At 62.1% G+C, this 19977-nt stretch carries 10 protein-coding genes and 2 tRNA genes; 4 read left to right on the top strand and 8 right to left on the bottom strand.

All coding sequences use genetic code 11. The features are described 5' to 3' along the window. The 5 genes from zapA to FTE24_RS07730 form a co-directional block, all read right to left on the bottom strand. Positions 1–4314: a cell division protein ZapA gene (gene zapA / locus FTE24_RS07710; protein WP_150231439.1), complete on the bottom strand. Its 4314-nt coding sequence runs from the start codon at positions 4312–4314 to the stop codon at positions 1–3. A 365-nt stretch (positions 4315–4679) separates the two neighbouring features. After that, complete coding sequence (gene pheT, locus FTE24_RS07715; RefSeq protein ID WP_150231440.1) at positions 4680–7109, bottom strand: phenylalanine--tRNA ligase subunit beta; 2430 nt, start codon at positions 7107–7109, stop codon at positions 4680–4682. A 47-nt stretch (positions 7110–7156) separates the two neighbouring features. Next, on the bottom strand, positions 7157–8173 hold the full coding sequence (pheS, locus tag FTE24_RS07720; protein ID WP_150231442.1) for a phenylalanine--tRNA ligase subunit alpha: 1017 nt from the start codon (positions 8171–8173) through the stop codon (positions 7157–7159). A gap of 465 nt (positions 8174–8638) precedes the next feature. Next, the gene (gene abc-f / locus FTE24_RS07725) at positions 8639–10546 is read right to left on the bottom strand and encodes a ribosomal protection-like ABC-F family protein (RefSeq protein ID WP_150231444.1); all 1908 of its coding nucleotides are present in this window, start codon (positions 10544–10546) and stop codon (positions 8639–8641) included. Positions 10547–10976: 430 nt separating this feature from the next. Then, the gene (locus FTE24_RS07730; RefSeq protein WP_150231447.1) at positions 10977–11183 is read right to left on the bottom strand and encodes a hypothetical protein; all 207 of its coding nucleotides are present in this window, start codon (positions 11181–11183) and stop codon (positions 10977–10979) included. A gap of 172 nt (positions 11184–11355) precedes the next feature. On the opposite strand from FTE24_RS07730, the gene FTE24_RS07735 reads away from it, so the two are divergent. The 4 genes from FTE24_RS07735 to FTE24_RS07750 all read left to right on the top strand — a co-directional run bounded on the left by FTE24_RS07735 (position 11356) and on the right by FTE24_RS07750 (position 17179). Continuing rightward, positions 11356–12354 carry a LacI family DNA-binding transcriptional regulator gene (locus FTE24_RS07735; protein WP_150231448.1) on the top strand — a complete coding sequence of 333 codons (999 nt, stop codon included), beginning with the start codon at positions 11356–11358 and terminating at the stop codon, positions 12352–12354. Positions 12355–12549: 195 nt separating this feature from the next. Then, complete coding sequence (locus FTE24_RS07740; RefSeq protein WP_150231450.1) at positions 12550–14181, top strand: glycoside hydrolase family 32 protein; 1632 nt, start codon at positions 12550–12552, stop codon at positions 14179–14181. Further along, positions 14178–15176, top strand: coding sequence for a carbohydrate kinase family protein (locus tag FTE24_RS07745; protein WP_150231452.1), 999 nt, complete (start codon positions 14178–14180; stop codon positions 15174–15176). Before FTE24_RS07740 ends, FTE24_RS07745 begins: the two co-directional genes overlap by 4 nt. 5 nt (positions 15177–15181) lie before the next feature. Then, the gene (locus FTE24_RS07750; protein WP_150231454.1) at positions 15182–17179 is read left to right on the top strand and encodes a sucrose-specific PTS transporter subunit IIBC; all 1998 of its coding nucleotides are present in this window, start codon (positions 15182–15184) and stop codon (positions 17177–17179) included. Between the two features lie 179 nt (positions 17180–17358). Here FTE24_RS07750 and FTE24_RS07755 read toward each other — a convergent pair. From FTE24_RS07755 to FTE24_RS07765, 3 genes are all read right to left on the bottom strand, one after another. Beyond that, positions 17359–17429, bottom strand: a tRNA-Gly gene (locus FTE24_RS07755). A gap of 29 nt (positions 17430–17458) precedes the next feature. Next, a tRNA-Pro gene (locus FTE24_RS07760) sits at positions 17459–17535 on the bottom strand. Positions 17536–17700: 165 nt separating this feature from the next. Further along, positions 17701–19800 carry a putative bifunctional diguanylate cyclase/phosphodiesterase gene (locus FTE24_RS07765; RefSeq protein ID WP_150231456.1) on the bottom strand — a complete coding sequence of 700 codons (2100 nt, stop codon included), beginning with the start codon at positions 19798–19800 and terminating at the stop codon, positions 17701–17703. Positions 19801–19977 lie beyond the last annotated feature (177 nt).

The following is a 19977-nucleotide window of genomic DNA, read 5'->3' on the forward strand; positions in this document are numbered from 1 at the left end:
TTACCGCTGCTCGTGTTCCAGCATTTCCATCCATTCGTTGTACTCTTTTTGCAGCGCCGCGTACTCCTGCTGCAGCTTGGCATGTTCCCGGTCGGCCTCTTCACGCTTTTCTTTCTCCATTTCCCGTTCGACATGAAGAATGCGGAGCTGATGGGAAAGAACTTCATACTGCTCCGTCACCTGCCTCAATTCGTTTTGCCGGGCGGCGGCATCCGGCGGTTCCTGCCCGCTTTGCGCCTGAATGTCTGGCGCATGGCTCTCTGGCATCCGGTCGTCTGACCGGGCGGCGGACAATTGCCGTTCCAGTTCGGCCTTTTCTTCGGCCCAGCCGCCGCGGCTTGCTCTCAGCTGTTCCAGTTCGGCATTCAGCCGGGCGCTGCGCGCTTCGAGTTCCCGGCCGCTCTCCCGCAGCGTACGCAGTTCTTCCTGCAGCCGCTCCTGTTCGCCGGAAGCTTGAAGAGCGCGTACGACTGTTTCTTCCAGCTTGCGCTCCGCGGCGTTCTTCTGCTTGACGAGCGACCGTTCGCGTTCGCCGGCTTCTTCCAGTTCGCGGCGCTGGCGCGCCGTCTCGATACGCCACGACGCTTCGCGACCGCCGAATTCCGCCACGCGGGAAGACAGCCGTTCGCGTTCCGTCTGCCACTGCGCTTCGGCTTCGCCCAGACTCTCGGCTTCCCGCCGCGCTTGTTCCAGCGCTTCGGCCGCTTCGCTTCCGGCGAGCCGCGCTTGTTCCAGCTCGGCTTCCAATCCGCCGATCCGCGCTTCCAGACCGCCGGCGCGTTCGTTCAGCTGGTCCGCCGCGCGGCGCGCCTGCGCAAGCTGCGCTTCAAGGTCGCTTTCCCGGCGTTCCGCGGAACGTTCCCGTTCGCCGGAAGCGGCCAGTTCGTTCTCCAGCCGCGCGTATTCCCGCGCCCGCTCCGCTTGCCCGGCGCTCAGCGCTTCGAGCCCGCGTTCCAGTTCTTCCTTCTGCTCGCGCAGGCGGCCGACCTGCTCTTCCAGATCGCCCGTCAGGCGCTCTTGATGCAGCCGTTCTTCTGTCCACTCGCTTTCAAGCTGCGCGTACCGGTCCAGTTCCCCGGACATCTGTGCCAGGCGCTGCTCAAGCCCGGCCAGATGGCTGCGCAGCCCGTCCAGTTCGCCGGACAGCTCGCCGCCGCGGCGCACCGCGGAATCGTGCTCGCCGCGCACGCGTTCAAGCTCCGCCTGCACGCTTGCGCGCTCGGCCGCAAGCTCCCGCTCGCGCTGCCCGGCTTCGCCGAGGCGTTCGGCGAGCGTATCGCGCTCGGCCGCAAGTTCGCCCGCTTGTCCGCGCAGCTCGTCCAACTGCGCAGCCGAATCCCGCTGCGCCTGCTCCAGCGCTTCGAGCGAACGGCCGGCTTCGGCCAGCTTCGCTTCGAGGCCGCCTTTTGCTTCTTCGAGCAGCAGCACTTCTTCGGTCAGCGCGTCTTCGCTTGCGCCCAGTTCGCCGACGCGGCTCTCCAGACGCGCCGTCGTCTCTTCCAGTTCGCGGCTGCGCGCTTCCAGGCGGGCTTCCAGCGCTTCCCGCTGAGCGTCAAGCTCGCCGATCCGGTCGTTTGCGCCGCGCAGCTCGTCTTCGAGGCGCTCCCTGCTCCCGGCAAGACGCCCGGCTTCCGCACGGGCCGCTTCCGATTCGGCTTCAAGCGCACGCTTCTCGTCCGCAAGCGCGGCTTCGCGCTCGGCCAGCGCCGCCAACTGCAGCGTCAGCGCCGCTTCGGCTTCCGCCTGCCGCGCGCCTTGTTCGCGCTCGGCCGCAAGGTCCGCGGACAGGGACTGCTTGTCCGCAAGCAGCGCTTCGCGCTCCTGCCGCGCCGCCGCAAGGCCGGCTTCCAGTTCGGTTCGGGCCGCGTCCAGCGACGCGGCATTTTCCCGCTCGCCGCGAAGCTGCTCCTGCAGCGTTCCGCGCTCGCTTTCGAGCTCCGCGATGCGCGACCGCAGGCTCTCCGCCGCCGCCTCGCGCTCGCGCATCTCGCTTTGCAGCGCGCGCTCGCGCCCGACAAGCCCGGTCACTTCCTCTTCCAGGCGAACCGCTTCGCCGGTCAGATACTCCTCGCTTTCGCCCAGCTCGCGCACGCGCTCTTCCAGGCGGACGCGGACTTGTTCCAGTTCGCGGCCCGCGGCTTCCAGCTCGCCGAGCCGGAGTTCCGATGCGGCGATCCGGGCGTCGCGTTCTTCCGCCGCTTGTTCCAGTTCCTGGCGGCGAAGTTCCCACGCCGCTTCGGCTTCCCCATATTGCGCAAGCCGTCCATTCAGGGCGGCTCGCTCTTCGTCCAGCGAGACAATCCGGTCCTGCGCGCTGCGCAGTTCGGCTTCAAGGCCGGACTTCTCGCCGTTCAGCGAGGCCAGCTCCTGCGCCAGACGGTCGCGTTCGCCGCTCGCCGACGTCCATTCGCCGTTCAGACGATCTTTCTCTTCGCTCAGCGACATCCATTCTTGTTCCAGCGTATCCTTTTCGGCCGTCAGCCGCTCCAGACGTTCTTCCAGATCCCGCTTGTCGCCGCGCAGCGACTCTTGCTCGGTCTCGAAGCGGACAGTGTCCGCTTGCGCCGCTTCAAACCGCTCTTCCAGACGCTGCTTCTGCTCTTGAACCGAACGCAGTTCTTCTTCCAGACGCAGTCGATCCGACGCCGCGGCCGAGAGTTCGTTCCGCAGCCGGGCTTGTTCGCCCGACGCGGCTTCCAATTCCTGCTGCAGCCGCGATCGGCTCTCGCCGAGGGTCGACAACTCGCCGGCCAACCGGTCCCGATCCCCGGACAACCCTTCCAACTCCCGCTCCAGACGTTCTTTGTCCGCCGATACGGTCTGGAGTTCGAGTTCCAGCCGCTGCTTGCCTTCGCCGAGCGTCTCCAGTTCGCCGCCGAGACGAACCGTCTCCGCCTGGCGTTCTTCGATCGCCCGGTTCAGTTCGCCGCGGGAAGCTTCCGCTTCCTCAAGCAGCGATTCGAACGTGTCTTTCTCCGCCTGCCAGGACCGTTCGCGCTGCGTCCACGCTTCGAGTTCAGAGGCCAGCGCCGCGTTCTCCGAAGCGAGGGCCGCTTCGGCTTCCGCCAATTCGGCCGCGCGGCGTTCGAGCGCTTCGCGTTCCTGGCGCTGAACGTCCATCGCTTCGCGCAGCCGCTCGCGCTCTTTGCGCAGATCCTGTTCCGTCTGCCGCGCATCCGCAAGCTCCGCTTCCAGTTCGCCGCGGCGCGCCTGCTCCGAAGCTTCCCGTCCGCGCAGCTCTTCGAGCTGCCCGCGCGCTTCTTCGTACCGCTCGGACAGTTCTTGCTCGCGCACGCGCGTCTCGCCGAGTTCCGATTCCAGGCGCGCATGTTCTTCGCTCCAGATCGTCTCGCCGTCTTCCAGCTCGCCGACTCTCGTCTCCAGCTGCTGGCGGACTTCCGTCAGCGCGCGCAGGCCTGCTTCCAGTTCCCCGGCGCGCAGCGCAGCCGCCTCGCCTTCGCTCCGCAGCCGGGCTTCGGCTTCTTGCCGCGCGGACAGCTCCGCGCCGAGCGCAGCAATCTCCTCGGCCGCGCGTTCGCCGGCCGCTTGCAGCTCCGAGACGCGGGCTTCCAGCCCGGCGCTCAGCTCGTTCAGGCGGGACTCTTCTTCGCGCAGCAGGCCGAGTTCGAGTTCCAGTTCTTCACGCTTCGACTCGCTCTCCGCCAGGCGGGCGCGCAGTTCTTCGAGTTCCTGTTCGAACGCTCCCGCCCGTTCGCGGCTGTGGGCCAGCGCTTCTTCGCCCTGGCGAAGTTCCAGACGGGCCGTTTCGAGTTCGCCGGACAGCCCTTCCTTGGCCGCGCGTTCCGCCGAGAGATCGCGGCCCGCTTTTTGCAGCGCGTCGCGCGACGCGCTGCCGCTTTTCTCCGCTTCGGCCAATTTGCTCTCGAGCTGCCGCTTCTGTCCGTTCAGCCGTTCCAGTTCGGCGTTCGCTTTGCGCAGTTCTTCGCGGCGAGTCGCCAATTCCCGGTCCGCTTCCGCAAGCTTGGCGTTCTCGGCGCGCAGCGCTTCTTCGGCCGAAGCCTGCTCCGCCGTCCGTTCGCGCAGTTGCGCCGTCTCGGTCTCCAGGCGATCGGCGCGCGACAGAGACTCGTCAAGACGCTCCTGCAAGTCCTGGTTCATGATGTTCGTCTCGGCCATATTGACCGCGGCGAGCACGGCGATGCGCACCGTATCGAGCCTCGGATGGCCGGCCGCGATCGCGCTCATGCGCTCGTCGACCAGATGGGCGACACGCTTCACATACTCCTGGCTGCTGCCGAAAATTTTATAGGACGTTCCGTAAATCTCTACGCTGACTGTTTTTCGTTCAGCCATATCCGCCCGCTCCTCTCCGTGTTTTAAATTGTGTTGACGTCCAACATTTTCTTATATGGCGCGTCGGCAACATGCCGCCGCGCAGGCGTTCAGTCGCCTGTCGGTTGTGTAGGGTAAATGGATCGGGACGATCGCGGCGGCCGCCATGCTCCGGGTGGAGACTGCCGAGTCCGCTCGCCGGCGAAAGTCCACCTATCGGGTTATGACGCCTTCGCCGCCCGAAAGTTGCTGTAAGGCCGCGGCCGGGCCGCGTTTTTCGGTACCGACGGACAAAAACCGCATCCCTCTTCAGGACGCAGGTCCGCGGCGGACCGTATTCCTAGAAGAATTCGATGCGGTTTTGTCCTTCTCCTGCCGGAGACTGCTTACTTTCTCAATTCGGCTGCAAAAGTTTGTTCCAGCGCCGTCACGACATTATGCTGGGCGGCCGCCACTTCTTCGTCCGTCAGCGTACGTTCCCCGTGCTGGTACGTCAAAGCCAGAGCGACGCTTTTTTTGTCGGCCGCGACGCGGTCTCCCGTATACACGTCGAACACGCGCACGTCCTGCAGCAGTTCGCCCGCCGAATCGCGGACGGCCGCGATCAGCGAAGAAGCTTCGACGGTGAGGTCGACGACGACGGCGATATCGCGCTGCGCGGACGGATAGCGCGGCAGATCGCGGTATTCGATCTCCGGCGCCGCTGCCGCGTACAGGTCGTCGAGGCAAATCTCGGCCGCGTACGTGTCGTCGAGATCGTAATCGCGCTGCAGCTGCGGATGCAGCTGGCCCAATACGCCGACGCGCTTGTCCGGTGCGGACACCAGATACAGCGACGCGGAACGGCCCGGATGGAATCCGTCCGGCGAATCGGCGCGGAATTCGACCTGCAGGCCCAGTTCGCCGAGTACGCTCTCCACAGCGCCTTTGAGATCGAAGAAATCGACTTTGCGCGCTGCGGCGCCCACGGTCTCATCCGTGCTACTGCCGGCCATAAGCAGAGCCAGCATGGTCAGCTCGGTCGGCTGCTTTGTCGCTTTTTGCTCGCTGCCGTGGAACACGGTGCCGACTTCGAACAGCGACAGATCGGCGTTTTTGCGATTGCGGTTGTACTGCGCCGCTTCCAGCAGCAGCGGAACCAGCGTCGTGCGCAGCACGCTGCGGTCTTCGCTCATCGGCATCGCCAGCGGCACGGCATGGCTGCCGGCCGAGAACGCGGTGAAGCGCTGCGTGTTCTCCGGGCGGGTGAACGAATACGTCACCGCTTCATGGAAGCCGCCGTGGGTCAGCGTGCGGCGTACCGCGCGGCGCACCGATTGCGACTTCGTATACGCGCCCGGCGTCGTCGGTCCTTCGATGACCGTCGACGGAATATTGTCGTAGCCGTGAATCCGCGCCACTTCTTCGATCAGGTCGACGTCGCGCGTAATATCGCCGCGGCGCGTCGGCACCTGCACGTCCAGCACGCCCTGCGCGCTGTCGGCGCATTTGAAGTTCAGGCGCGCGAAGATCGCTTTCACTTCCAGCATCGAAATGTCCGTGCCGAGGTACGCGTTCAGCTTCGGCAGCGACAGCGACAGCTTTTGCTCCGTCACCGCTCCGCTTTTGCTCTCCACGATGCCGTGCAGCACGGCTCCGCCCGCATGGCGCGACAGCAGCAGGGCCGCCCGGTCGAGCGCCGCGATCACGGCCGACGGATCGACTTCTTTTTCAAATCGCAGGCTCGCTTCCGAGCGCAGGCCGAGCTTTCTCGACGTTTTGCGGACGGAGGAACCGGCGAAGCGCGCCGATTCCAGCGCGATATTGACCGTCGAAGCCGTCACTTCCGTCTCGGCTCCGCCCATAACGCCGGCAAGCGCCGCCGGGCGGTCGCCGCCTGTAATAAGCAGCATCGACGGATCGAGCTTGCGCTCCTGACCGTCGAGCGTCGTCAGCGTTTCGCCTTCGCGTGCCGAACGCACGCCGATCTCCGGCCCGAGCTTGTCCGCGTCGAACGCGTGCAGCGGCTGCCCGCATTCCAGCATGACGTAGTTCGTAATATCGACGACGTTGTTCGTCGGACGAATGCCCGCGGCCATCAGCCGGTTCTGCATCCACTGCGGCGAAGGGCCGATCTGAACGCCCGAAATGTAGCGGATCGCGTAATGCGGGCTCAGTTCGCCGTTCTCGACCGTAACGCTTACTTTGCCCGAAGCCGGACCGCCCGTCTCGATCAGATCGATCGCCGGCAGCTTCACTTCACGGCCCAAAATGGCCGCCGTCTCGTAAGCCGCGCCGATCATGCTGAGGCAGTCGGAACGGTTCGGCGTGAGGTCGAATTCCAGCACCGCGTCGTCAAGACCGAGCACCTGCGTGATCGGCAGACCGATCTCGGTGCCTTCCGGCAGCACGAGGATGCCTTCCTGCTGGTCTTTCGGCAGCAGCTTGTCGTTCATGCCAAGCTCGCTGGCCGAGCAGATCATGCCCTGCGAAGCGACGCCGCGCAGCTTGGCGTTTTTGATTTTGAAGTTGCCCGGCAGAACCGCGCCCACGACCGCGACCGGCACTTTTTGGCCCGCATCGATATTTTTCGCGCCGCAGACGATCTGCAAATCTTCGCCCGTTCCGGCGTCGACGGTGCAGACGTTCAGCTTGTCGGCGTCGGGATGTTTTTCCTTATGCTTGACATAGCCTACGACTACGCCCTGCACCCCTTGATTGCGCTGCTCGATCTCGTCGATCTCGATGCCGGAGCGCGTAATTTTCTCTGCCAATTGTTCAGGCGTCACGCCTTCGATGCTTACGTATTCGGATAACCACTGCGTCGATACTTTCACTGCCCGCTCACTTCCTTCTTTTCTGATATGGACCTGCGTTTACGCTTCTATTGACGGGCGAACTGGTTCAGGAACCGTTCGTCGTTATTGTAGAAATGACGGATATCGTCGATGCCGTATTTGAGCATCGCGAGACGTTCGGCGCCCATGCCGAACGCAAATCCGCTGTACTGCTCCGGATCGTAACCGCTCATCTCCAGCACGCGCGGATGCACCATGCCGCAGCCGAGCACTTCGAGCCAGCCCGTATTTTCCGCACCTTTTTTCCGGTAGCTGACGTCTACTTCCGCACTCGGTTCGGTGAACGGGAAAAAGCTCGGGCGCATGCGGATCTGCGTATCGCTGCCGAACAGCTCCTGCATAAGCCGCAGCAGCGTGCCTTTGAGGTCGCTCATACGGATGTTTTTGCCAATGACGAGCCCTTCGATCTGATGGAACTGGAACGAATGGGTCGCGTCGTCGTCGTCGCGGCGGTACACTTTGCCCGGGCAGATGATCTTGACTGGCACTTCGCCGTCCATCTTCTGCATCGTGCGCACCTGGACCGGGGACGTGTGCGTGCGCATCAGCAAATCTTCCGTTATATAGAAGGAATCCTGCATATCGCGCGCCGGATGGTCTTTGGGCAGATTCAGCGCTTCGAAGTTGTGGTAGTCGGTCTCGACTTCCGGACCTTCGGAGATCTGGTAGCCCATGCCGATGAAGATCTGTTCGATCTCTTCGATGATCCGGTTCAGCGGATGCGCCGCGCCGCGCGGCAGCTTGCGTCCCGGCAGCGTGACGTCGATCGTCTCGGACGCCAGGCGGCGCTCCGTTTCTTCGCGTTCGAACCGCTCGCTGTGCGCACTTACGGCCGCGTCGATCGCGTCGCGCACTTCGTTCGCCAACTGCCCGATAACCGGACGTTCTTCGGCGGACAGTCCGCCCATGCCGCGCAGAATCTCGGTCAATTTGCCTTTTTTGCCCTGGTATTTGACGCGCAGTTCGTCGAGCTGCTTCGCGTCCGCCACGCTTTGAAGTTCCTCAAGCGCTTCGGCTTTCAATTGTTCCAAACGTTCTCTCATCGTCCGCAGACTCCTTTCCCGCCAAGGGAAGTATTCGATCGTGATCTTTTTTGCCAAAAAAAGGCCCGAAAAACAAAAAGATCTTCCCGCCCCAAGGGACGAAAAGATCGCGTTACCACCCTAATTCAGAAGTTCTCCCGCCGGATACCGGCTATCGGGAAACTCGCGGCCGCAGCGGCCGACTTCTCTCGGAGACGAAGATAACGGGTCGTCGACCCGGCTGTCCTAGTGCGAAGCGCAGGGCGCCCGGTTCAGACAGCGGCTCCGGAGCGAACTTCGGCGTCGGCGTTGTCGCGAAAATGCTCTCAATCCACGGCATTTTCTCCCTGTTCGGCGTCGGCGCTTACTCTTCTCCATCATCGCGGCAAAAGATATGTTTGAATTAAATGTTGTATGTTATACACATATATTCTACTAAAAAGCTTCCGGCTGCGTCAATGCGAATTTCCACCGCGGCGAAAACGGCTACGTTCTGTCCGCAAAATGCGACAGCGCCGCAAGCTCCTGCTTCACTTCGCGAATCTCGCTCAACGCTTCGTCCGAGAACGCCTCCGGCAGCGCGCCGCTCTCCGGTCTGCGCTTCTCGCTGTCCGCCCGGCTGTCCGCTTCGCCGCGCAGCAGCTGCGCAAGCTTCAGCTCCAGCATCAGGCGCCGCTCGTTGTCTTCGCGGCCGCCGGGATGACGCTCCGCCCGCTTCAGGTCTTCTTCCCGTTCGTCGAGACTGCCTTCGAACAGCGTGAAGCTGCCCTGCCCGTCCAGCTCCGCGATCCGGTTCGCCGCCCGGCGCACCAGCATCCGGTCGTGCGAGACGAGCAGCAGCGCGCCTTCGTAGCGCATAAGCGCCGACTCCATCACCTCGCGCGTCTCGATATCGAGATAATTGTTCGGCTCGTCGAGCACGAGCAGGTTCGACCCTCCGAAGTAGAGCCGGATAAACGCCGCCCGGCACTTCTCGCCCATGCTGAGCTCGCCGATCCGCTTGAACGCGTCTTCGCGCGGAAACAGGAAGCATCCCAACAACGTGCGGGCCTGCGTCTGCGTCATGTTCGGCAGTTCCAGCAGGCTGTCGAGCAGCGTCTGCCCGGTCGGCAGCCCTTCCAGCTCCTGCGAGAAATAGCCGATCTTGACGTTCGGATGCAGCGCGACGCGGCCGCTTGTCGGCTCAAGCCGGCCGGTAGCCAGACGCAGCAGCGTCGTCTTCCCGCTTCCGTTCGGGCCGCGCACCGCCAGGCGGTCGCCGCGATTCAGCCGCAGATGGATCTGCCGCAAAATATCCCGGCCTTCGTAAGCAAAGTCCACATGCTCGAAGCGCAGCAGCGTGCGCGCTTCGAAGCCTTCGTCTTCAAGCTTCATGTTCAGCCTGGGCGCCCGGCGCACGCTGCCGACGCTTTCGGCATCGAGCCGCTCCAGCTGCTTCTGCTTGGCGTGATAGCGCGAAACGTTCTTTTTGGCTTTGGCTTTGTAATAGCTCTGCGTAATTTTGACTTCGTTTTGGTGCGATGCGGCGTTATGCGCCTGCAGGAACCACTGCTGGTAATTGCGGATTGACTCTTCGAGCGCTTTGCGCTGCTGCTCCTGCTTTTTGTGCAGCGCTTCGTGTTCGCGCAGTTCGCGTTCCTTGTGGCTCTGGTACTCGGTGTAGCCGCCCCGGTATTTCACGATGCCGTCCGGGTTCAGCTCGCAGACGGCGGTCGCCACCTCGTCGATAAACTGCCGGTCGTGCGAGACGAACAGCAGCGTACCCGCATAGCTGCGCAGCTGTTCTTCGAGCCAATGCAGGCTCTCTTCGTCCAGATGGTTGGTCGGCTCGTCGAGAATGAGCAGCTTGGGCGATTTTGCCAGCAGCGCGGCCAGGCGCACCCGTGTTTTCTGGCCGCCGCTGAGCGACACATACGGCAGGTTCCAACTCGGTTTGGGCATGCCGATCCGCTGCAGCTGCTTTTCCACTTCGTTTTCCCACTGGAATCCGCCTTCCGCTTCGTACGCTTCGAGCGCGGGGCCATACGCTTCCAGCGCCTGCTGCGCCTGTTCGCCGGAGCCGCCCATGTGTTGCGTCAGACGATCCAGCTTGCGCTTGAGCGCATGCAGGCGACCATGCTCCAGATACGCCCGTTCGAGCGCTGTCGTATCGGCCGGCACGTCTTCGTGCTGCTTCATCATGCCCCATTCTTCAAGCGGCAGAAGCCGCTCCACACTGCCTTCCGTCGCCTGCTCCATGCCGGCCAGTATGCGCAGCAGCGTCGTTTTGCCGCAGCCGTTTCGCCCGAACAGCGCCAGCCGCTCGCCTTCCGTCACTTCCAGATCCACTTTTTCGAACAGCGTCCGTCCGTTCCATTCTTTGGTCAATTGTTTGGCAATCATCCATGTACGCATAAAAAAATCATCCTCTCCGAATAAAAAAAGTCCGCGTGACGGCAAACGCCGCTGCGGACTCGGAGAATCGATGATTGATCGGAAACCTGCGCAGGACCACGGAAGTGAGGCACACCGTCGGCAAAACACCGGAAAATACCGGAAAACGGTACGCAAAAAGAGGCACACTTCCGACGGAAGACGCACGCATCCCTCTCTCACTCCTGCCGCAGCCGAACGTTTGAACGTCCGCCTGTCGTGATCCGCTGTTCGTTCGCAGTCAAATACACGGTAAGAAGACCGTGTGCCGCGAACAAGCGAATATGCCGGGTTAGATAAGGACATGCGTTGTATACTTCATCGTATAGGGTGTACCTCTCGAATTCTACAGAATGATGGAACACCGCCAGTCTAACAAAACTTCGAAGCGGTGACAACCTTTTTTACCCGGTCAGCCGAAAATGAATCCCCAGACCGTCTGCAATCCCTTGCCCGCGAGCAGCAGGACGCCGGCGATAAAAGCCAAATAAACGAGCAGGCCGATACCCGCGATCAGCGCGATACCGATCCGGACTCCGCCGACGATTCTTTTCTCGATTCGCTTGTGGATACGATTTGCGCTGCGGGCTTCCCTTTTCCCGTGCATGCGGTCTTCCATGATCGAACACTCCCCGTTTCTCCGATTGGGCCTTTGGTCTCAAATAAATCCCGGACAAAAAGCTCTGCTTTTCTTTTATCGGCATTTCTATCCCGTTTTAACACCCCGCAACGGCAAATATTGTGTGAACGTGGTAAAATCGACATAGCGAAAGCGAGAGGAATGAGCGGACATGACCAAAAACATCTCGGATATCGCGCAGATGGCGGGCGTCGCCAAAAGCACGGTCTCCCGTTACCTGAACGGCGGCTCCGTCAGCGCCAAAACGAAGCAGAAGCTCGAACGCATTACCCGGGAAGCCGGGTACGTGCCCAACACGTTCGCCCAGAGCCTCAAAGCGAAACGGACCAACCTGATCGGCACCATCGTGCCCCGGCTCGACTCGTTCGCGGCCGCGCAGACGATGACCGGCATCGACGAAGAACTGCGGACGGCCGGCGGACGGATGCTTGTCTACAACGCGGGACAGGACCCGCAGCGGGAGATCGAAGCGATGCAGGATCTGGCCCGGCAAAAAGTGGCCGGCATCATCTTGATGCCGGCGCAGGTGACGGACGAGCATCTGCTTGCGGCCGAAGCGGCAGGCATTCCGGTGCTGCTCGTCGGCCAGGGCAGCGACCGGCTGCACAGCCTCGTGTACGACGATTACAGGGCCGGCCTGCTGATGGGACGCCATGTGCTCGGCATGGGGCATCGCCGCATCGCCTACCTCGGCGTGACCGAAGACGACGAAGCGGTCGGGCGGCGGCGCAAAGAAGGTTTCCGGGCCGCGGCGGCAGACTGCGCAGACTGCGACATTTCGTACTACGAGAGCAGCTTCGCTATCGGGGACGCGCGCCTCGCGGCCGAAAGGATTCTCGACGAAAGCGCGCCTTCGCTGATCGTCTGCGCTACCGACAATCTTGCGCTCGGCGTCGTCAAAACGGCGCATCTGCGGGGATTGTCGATCCCGTCGCAGCTATCGATTACCGGCTTCGGCGGTTATGAGGTCACGGCGATCATCAACCCGGAATTGACGACCGTCCGGTTCCCGTACTACGAAGCCGGCAAGCTTGCGGCGCGCAGCATGCTGAAGCTGACCGCCGGCGAAGAAGTGGAACGCCTGACGGTGCTGGACGTCGAGCTGCTGGCCCGAGAAAGCGTTGACAATTTGAATAAGCCTTCGGTATAATGCAATCGGAACCGGTTCCAGTCATGCGTTCGGGCAGCGTCCCGGCGCAGGAACGGACCGGTCTGCCGAGAGGCGAAATTTTTCGCATCCTGTTTTGGAACCGGTTCCTTCTTTTCTTTTTCTTGTCTGCTCTCTTTTTTTAAAACAAAACGGAACCGGTTCCTAAAAAATAAATAAGGAGGAAGCCTTACTCTTATGCATATGACGAGAGCACAAAAATACCGGCTGCTGCGCCAAGCGGAAGCCGGCGAACTGGAACGGCTGGCCGAACGGGCCGCGGACTGCGCCTGGCGGCAGACGTACCATATCCAGCCGCACGCGGGCCTGCTGAACGATCCGAACGGCTTCGCTTATTACAACGGCCAATACCATCTGTTCTACCAATGGTTCCCGCTCGGCACGGAGCACGGCATGAAATATTGGTATCATGTCGTCTCCTCCGACCTGGCCCGTTGGACCGACGCCGGAATCGGCCTGGAACCGGGCGGCCTCTATGATTCGCACGGCGCCTACTCCGGCAGCGCGATCGAAAAAGACGGCCGGCTGTACCTGATGTACACCGGCAATACGCGCGACGCGGATTGGGTCCGCCGGCCGTACCAATGCCTGGCCGTGATGGACGAAGACGGAACGATCGCCAAAACGGAACTTCCGGTCATTGCGGATGTTCCGGCCGGTTATACGGATCATTTCCGCGATCCCAAAGTGTGGCGCGAAGGCGACGCCTATCTGTGCGTCATCGGCGCGCAGCGCAGCGATCTGACCGGCGCCGCGGTGCTGTACCGCTCGCCGGACCTGCTGGACTGGAATTTTGCGGGCGAAATCCGGACTTCGCTGCCGAATTTCGGCTACATGTGGGAATGCCCGGATTATTTCGAGCTGGACGGCACCGGCGTGCTGCTGCTCTGCCCGCAGGGCGTGGAGCGGGACGGCGAACGCTTCCGCAACATTTACCAGTCGGGCTATCTGCTCGGCGAACCTCTGAATACGGCGGACGGTACATTCCGGCACGGGGCGTTCGCGGAACTTGACCGCGGCTTCGACTTCTATGCGCCGCAGACGACGGCGGGACCGGACGGGCAGCGCCTGCTTGTCGGCTGGATGGGGCTGCCGGATCTTGATTATCCGACCGACGATCTCGGCTGGGCGCACTGCCTGACGCTGCCGAGAGAGCTGTCGCTGCGCGGCGGCCGGCTGATTCAGCGGCCGGCAGCCGGACTTCGGCTGCTGCGCGGCGAGGAGCGCTCTTTCTCCGCCGCCTGGGCCGACGGACGCCGCAGCTTCGATGGAATCGAAGGCCGCTCCTACGAGCTGCAGGTCCGCATAGCGCCTGCTGCGCAGCGGTCGGACTTGGCCGACGGCGGGGCTGAAGATGGCGAATCTTCCGCCAACCGATCAACCGATCGCGAACTTCCCGGGATTGGAGACGGCCGGTTCGGCGTCGAATTCCGCACCGGCGCCGAAGAACGCACGGTGCTGACGTACGACGCGGGAAGCGGTACGGTCACGCTTGACCGGTCACGCTCCGGCGTGCCGCTCGGTATCGACTACGAAGCGACGCGCAGCTGGACGCTGGACGCCGCAGTCGGCAGGCAGGATGTCGAATTCCGCTTGTTCGTCGATACGTCTTCCGTCGAAATCTTCGTGAACGACGGCGAAGAAGTGTTCACCGCCCGCCTCTTCCCCGATTCCGCCAGCACCGGTATCGCGTTCTTCGCGGACGGAGGCGGCGCGGCCTTCGAAGGGTCGTACTGGCCGTACGGCGAAGGCGCGATTCCGCGCGGGCTGCCGGCCGGCCTGGCCGACTACGGGCAGGTGAGACCATGAGCCGGCTGTACGCGATCGGCGAAGTGCTGATCGATTTCATTCCGCTGCAAACAGGCTGCGCGCTCAAAGACGTAACCGCATTCGAACGAGCGCCGGGCGGCGCGCCCGCGAACGTGGCGGCAGCGGCGGCCAAATACGGCGCTTCCGCCGCCGTCCTGACCAAGCTCGGCACCGACGCGTTCGGCGATTTCCTGCTGGACGCGCTGCGGCAGGCCGGCGTGGACACGCGGCATATTCGCCGCACGAGCGAAGCGAATACGGGACTTGCGTTCGTCTCGCTCCAAGCGAACGGCGAACGGGACTTTTCCTTCTACCGGAATCCGTCCGCCGATCTGCTGCTGTCGGAGAGCGAGATCGACGCGCAGCTGTTCGAAGCCGGCGACATCCTGCATTTCGGCTCGGTCGATCTCGTCGAAAGTCCGATGAAGCAGGCGCACCGCAAAGCCATTCGCGCCGTCAAAGCATCAGGCGGATTGATCAGCTTCGATCCCAACGTCCGGCTTCCGCTGTGGACAGACCCCGAAGACTGCCGCCGCGCCATTTTGGAATTTTTGCCGACCGCGCATCTGGTCAAAATCTCGGACGAAGAATTGACGTTCATCACCGGCATCGAAGACGAAGAGACTGCGATCGCTTCGCTATTTCGCGGCGACGTGCAGGCGGTCGTCTACACGCGCGGCCCCGGCGGAGCGCAGCTGCATACGGCAGCCGGCCGTTACGCTTCTCCCGGCTTCGCGGTCGACGCCCGGGACACGACCGGCGCGGGCGACGCTTTCGTCGGCGGCCTGCTGCTGCACCTGCTGGAGCGCGGCGCCAATCCGTCGAACCTGACGGCGCTGCTTGATCGGCACCATGATCAAATGCTTCGCTTCGCCAATGCGAGCGGAGCGCTGACGACCACGAGCAAAGGCGCGATCTCCGCCCTGCCCGAACGCGCCGCAATCGAGGCGCTTATGCAATCGCAGCCTGTTCACCCCCTATCCGGAAAGGAATGAATCCCATGTCCGAAAACCGCGACATCGCCCGCGAAGTCGTCGAAGCTATCGGCGGCAAAGAAAATATCGCCTCGTTCGCGCACTGCGCGACCCGGCTGCGCATCATGGTCCGTGACAAAGACAAGATCGACCAGAACCGGATCGAAAACACGGATAAAGTCAAAGGCGCCTTTTTCAACTCCGGCCAATACCAGATCATCTTCGGAACCGGCACCGTCAACCGGATTTTCGAAGAGGTCGAACGGCTCGGTATCGACAGCACGTCCAAGGAAGAGATCAAAAGCGAAGGCAAAAAGCAGGGCAACGCGTTCCAGCGCGCGATCCGCACGTTCGGCGACGTCTTCGTCCCGATCATTCCCGTGCTCGTCGCGACCGGTCTGTTCATGGGTCTGCGCGGCCTGCTGACGCAGGATTTGGTCCTGTCGTGGTTCGGCCTGACTCCGGGCAGCATCCCGCCGAATTTCCTGCTGTTCACGCAGGTGCTGACCGACACGGCGTTCGCGTTCCTGCCGGCGCTCGTCGCCTGGTCCGCGTTCCGCGTCTTCGGCGGCAGTCCCGTGCTCGGGATCGTGCTCGGCCTGATGCTCGTCAATCCGGCGCTGCCGAACGCCTATGCCGTCGCCGACGGCAGCGCCGAAGCGCTGACGATGTTCGGCTTCATCCCGGTCGTCGGTTATCAGGGTTCCGTGCTGCCGGCATTTTTCGTCGGCCTGCTCGGCGCGAAGTTCGAGAAGTTTTTGCGCAAAAGAGTGCCCGAAGCGCTTGATCTCATCCTGACGCCGTTCGTGACGCTGCTCGTCATGATCACGCTTGGACTGTTCGCAATCGGACCGGTGTTCCACTCGCTGGAAAACGTCGTCCTGCACGGCACGACGTACCTGCTTGACCTGCCTTTTGGCATCGCGGGCCTGCTGATCGGCTTTTTCCATCAGATTGTCGTCGTTACCGGCGTGCATCACATCTTCAACTTCCTGGAGATCCAACTGCTGGAGCAGACCGGAGCCAATCCGTTCAACGCGATCATCACCTGCGCGATGGCGGCTCAAGGCGCGGCCTGCCTCGCCGTCGGCCTGAAGACCAAAAACGCCAAGCTCAAAGCGCTGGCGCTGCCGTCTTCGCTGTCCGCTTTTCTCGGCATTACCGAACCGGCGATCTTCGGCGTCAACCTGCGCTACATGAAGCCGTTCGTTATGGGCTTGATCGGCGGCGCGGCCGGCGGCTTCCTCGCCTCGCTGCTGCATCTGGCGGGCACGGGCATGGCGGTGACCGTCATTCCGGGCGCCCTGCTGTATCTGAACGACCAACTGCCGATGTACATCCTGTGCAATCTGGTCGGAGCGGCCGTCGCTTTTGCGCTGACCTGGCTGTTCGGCTACAAAGACGAGCCGGCGGCAGTTCCGGGCAGTTCCCCGGTCTCGGCTGCTTCGGCTCCTGTGGCAGCGGCCGCTGCGTATGCCAAAGCGCCGGATCACGTTCCGGGAGCGATGAGCGCCGCAGTTCCGGGCGTCGAAACGGCTTCGTCCCTGCTGCCGGTCAAAGCGCCGATCAGCGGACGCGTCGTAGCGTTGACGGACGTGCCCGATCCGGCATTCTCCGAAGGCCATATGGGCCGCGGCATCGCGATCGTCCCGTCCGAAGGCCGGGTACACGCGCCGTTCGACTGCACCGTCGCCCACGTGATGGGCAAAAGCAAACATGCTCTTATTCTCGAGCACGACAACGGCACGCAGCTGCTGATCCATGTCGGCATCAATACAGTGTCGCTCAAGGGAGACGGATTCACTGTCCATGCTCAGGGCGGAGAGCGCGTCGCGGCAGGCCAACTGCTGCTCGAATTCGATCTGGACGTTATTCAGGCGGCAGGTCTCTCGCCGATCACGCCGGTGCTCGTGCCGGACGGCATGGAGCGCGTGCTGGACGTCGAGACGTATGCGGGCGGCTCCGTAACGGCCGGCGAACAGACGGTGCTCGGTGTGCGCGTCTCGGAAGCCGAGGCTTCCTGACACGGATTTTGAACCGACGATTGGAACCGTATAGAGACAACGCAACACCCGCCGGAAAGATACCGGCGGGTGTTTGTGTATGCGCAATCCGGGGCGCAGGATCGTTGACCTTCAAAGCGATAAGGCGGCGAAAGTGTCGGAACGCAAAAAAAGAAGCCCGCAAAGGGCTTCCTGATTTAAGCGGGTGATGGGAATCGAACCCACGCTACCAGCTTGGAAGGCTGGAGTTCTACCATTGAACTACACCCGCATATGTATGAAATTTATTGAAAAAAAGAATGGTCGGGACGACACGATTTGAACATGCGACCCCCTGCTCCCAAAGCAGGTGCTCTACCAAGCTGAGCTACGTCCCGACATTGTGTAGTACTTTTTATTGATGTGTCCTCTTGGGGACAAGAAATAATATACCATGCCCACAGAAACATTGCAAGCACTTTTTACGAAAAACAATTTCGGCCGCAAATTGCGGCCAAAGAACCGGCAATAAAGGACAGCCGGGCGGGCCGGGAATCCGCTGCTTAGCCCAGCTTCTCCTGCCGCAAAAACAAGTCTTCGAACCGGGCGGCCGGCACCGGACGGCTGAACAGGAATCCCTGCGCTTCATGGCAGCGCTGGGTGCGCAGAAACGCGAGCTGCTCCTCGTTCTCCACGCCTTCGGCCGTCACTTTGAGCTTGAGGTGATGCGCCATCGACGCGATCGTCGAGACGATCGCCGCGTCACTCTCGCCGCTCATTACTTCGCTGACGAACGACCGGTCGATTTTCAGACGGTCGATCGGCATGTTTTTCAAATAATGCAGCGAACTGTAGCCCGTACCGAAATCGTCGATACTGATATGCACACCCAACTGCTTGAACCGTTTGAGCTGTTCGAACGCGGCGTCTTTGTCCACGGTCATGCTCTCGGTAATCTCAAGCTCCACATACTGCGGGTCAAGACCGATCGTATCGAGCATATGCCCGATCTGCTCGGCCAGCCGCGGTTGGCGGAATTGGCGGATCGACAAATTGATCGACATGCAGAGTGGCTCGTAGCCTTTGTCCTGCCACGCTTTGTTCTGCCGGCACGCTTCGTGCAGCACCCATTCGCCGAGAGGCACGATCAGGCCGCTTTCTTCGGCAAGCGGAATGAATTCGCCCGGCGGCACCGGTCCGCGCAGCGGATGATTCCATCGCACCAGCGCTTCCATCCCCAGGATGCCGCCGTTTTCGACCGACATTTTGGGCTGGTATTCGAGGAAAAATTCGCCGCGTTCGAGCCCTTTGCGCAGATCGCTTTCCAAAATAAGCTTTTCCCGGGCAATCGTCGTCATTCCTTTGGAGAAACGTTTGACTTCCGCCCCCTGTTCCTTCGCCAGATGGACAGCCGCGTCGGCGCTCTGCAGCAGTCCGTCGGCGGCATGCCCGTCTTCCGGATACACGGCGATGCCCGCGGACAACGCCACGTAATGTTCCATGCCGCCCACGTTGACCGGACGTTCGAACTCTTCCAGCAGCGCGTAGGCGCGCCGCATCGCTTCGTCGCCCCCGCTCTCCGGCATGACGACCGCAAATTCGTCGCCGCCCGTGCGGAACACTTCTTCGGGGCCTTCGAGCCGGTTCTGGAGCGTCTCGGAGACGATACCGAGCAGGCGGTCTCCCGCCTCGTAACCGAGCGAATCGTTGATCGTCTTGAAACGGTTGATATTGAGCACCATCAACGCGGTCTTGCCGATATAGGCTTCTTCGAGGCGGACATTCAGCTTCGCATGCAGGCTTCTGCGGTTCGGCAGGCCTGTCAGGTCGTCGTTATACGCCAAAAATTCGATGCGTTCTTCCGCTTCGCGCCGCTCGCGCAGCGGTTCGGCGATCGCCAGGCGAAGTCCGCGGCTGACGAGGAATCCGTACGCCAGCGCATGCAGCGCGGAAGCGATCAGCAGCGGAATGCCGGCCGCGCTGCCGGATTGAAGCAGCAGCACCTGGGCGACCGCGACGAAGCCCAGCGATTGGACCGCGACCCAGATCGCCGCGATGCGTCTGCGCCGGTAGCGCAGGAACAAGTGGCCGGCCGCAAGCACGGCGGCTCCGAGCGCGGCGATCGTCAGCGCCGATTCCACCCCGGCCCACTGCGCGGCGGGCAGTTCCGCGCGCACGAAGAACAGCAGGCCCGCCAGCGCAAGCGTCGAGAGCGGAAGCCCGAAATAGAGCAGGCGTCCCGGCACCCTCTCCGGACGGTTGGGCAGGGCGAACAGCAGCACGAGGCCGACCGTATAGACGAGAGCGGCCAGCGACAGCAGCCATTCGGTGCCGATACGGTTACCTCCCGATCCTTGCATAAAATGGTATAAGTTCGTCAGCAGGTACAGCAGCTCGATCGAGCCTGCCGCTCCCATCAGCTTGACCATGCGTTTGCTGTAGCTTCCGATTCGGCGGTCGAACAGCGGCGTGGCATGAAAATAGACGGTCAGGCACGCCGTGACCGAGAAGCAGACGGTGAGCAGGGTCAGAGCGGGAGCCCACCGGTTATCAAGTCCCGAAGAATAGAAAAAGAGTTCGATCGCTTCGCACGCAAGCACGACAAGAAAGACGGAAAGGGTGTAAAGCGTCAGTTGACGGCGTATCGCCGGGTTTGCGTTCATGGGTTCACTTCCGTCCTGCTGGGATGTCATAAAATCGATCAGTCTCGCCTTCGTTTTAGATTCTATGCCGCCTTGCTTTTTCCTGCCGTTCTTCGTCAAAATCAGACAATTTTCTTTTTCGGAACAAGAAAAAAGGTTCCTCTGTCGGAACCTTGTCGGCTTACACCCGCTTTTCTC

It is taken from the genome of Saccharibacillus sp. WB 17, assembly GCF_008634075.2.
GTDB lineage: Bacteria > Bacillota > Bacilli > Paenibacillales > Paenibacillaceae > Saccharibacillus > Saccharibacillus brassicae.

Bases quoted from the DNA above. Each gene is read 5' to 3' on its own strand.
- zapA (WP_150231439.1), bottom strand. From the start codon at position 4,314: ATGGCTGAACGAAAAACAGTCAGCGTAGAGATTTACGGAACGTCCTAT.
- pheS (WP_150231442.1), bottom strand. From the start codon at position 8,173: ATGAGAGAACGTTTGGAACAATTGAAAGCCGAAGCGCTTGAGGAACTT.
- abc-f (WP_150231444.1), bottom strand. From the start codon at position 10,546: ATGCGTACATGGATGATTGCCAAACAATTGACCAAAGAATGGAACGGA.
- FTE24_RS07730 (WP_150231447.1), bottom strand. From the start codon at position 11,183: ATGGAAGACCGCATGCACGGGAAAAGGGAAGCCCGCAGCGCAAATCGT.
- FTE24_RS07735 (WP_150231448.1), top strand. From the start codon at position 11,356: ATGACCAAAAACATCTCGGATATCGCGCAGATGGCGGGCGTCGCCAAA.
- FTE24_RS07740 (WP_150231450.1), top strand. From the start codon at position 12,550: ATGCATATGACGAGAGCACAAAAATACCGGCTGCTGCGCCAAGCGGAA.
- FTE24_RS07745 (WP_150231452.1), top strand. From the start codon at position 14,178: ATGAGCCGGCTGTACGCGATCGGCGAAGTGCTGATCGATTTCATTCCG.
- FTE24_RS07750 (WP_150231454.1), top strand. From the start codon at position 15,182: ATGTCCGAAAACCGCGACATCGCCCGCGAAGTCGTCGAAGCTATCGGC.
- FTE24_RS07765 (WP_150231456.1), bottom strand. From the start codon at position 19,800: ATGAACGCAAACCCGGCGATACGCCGTCAACTGACGCTTTACACCCTT.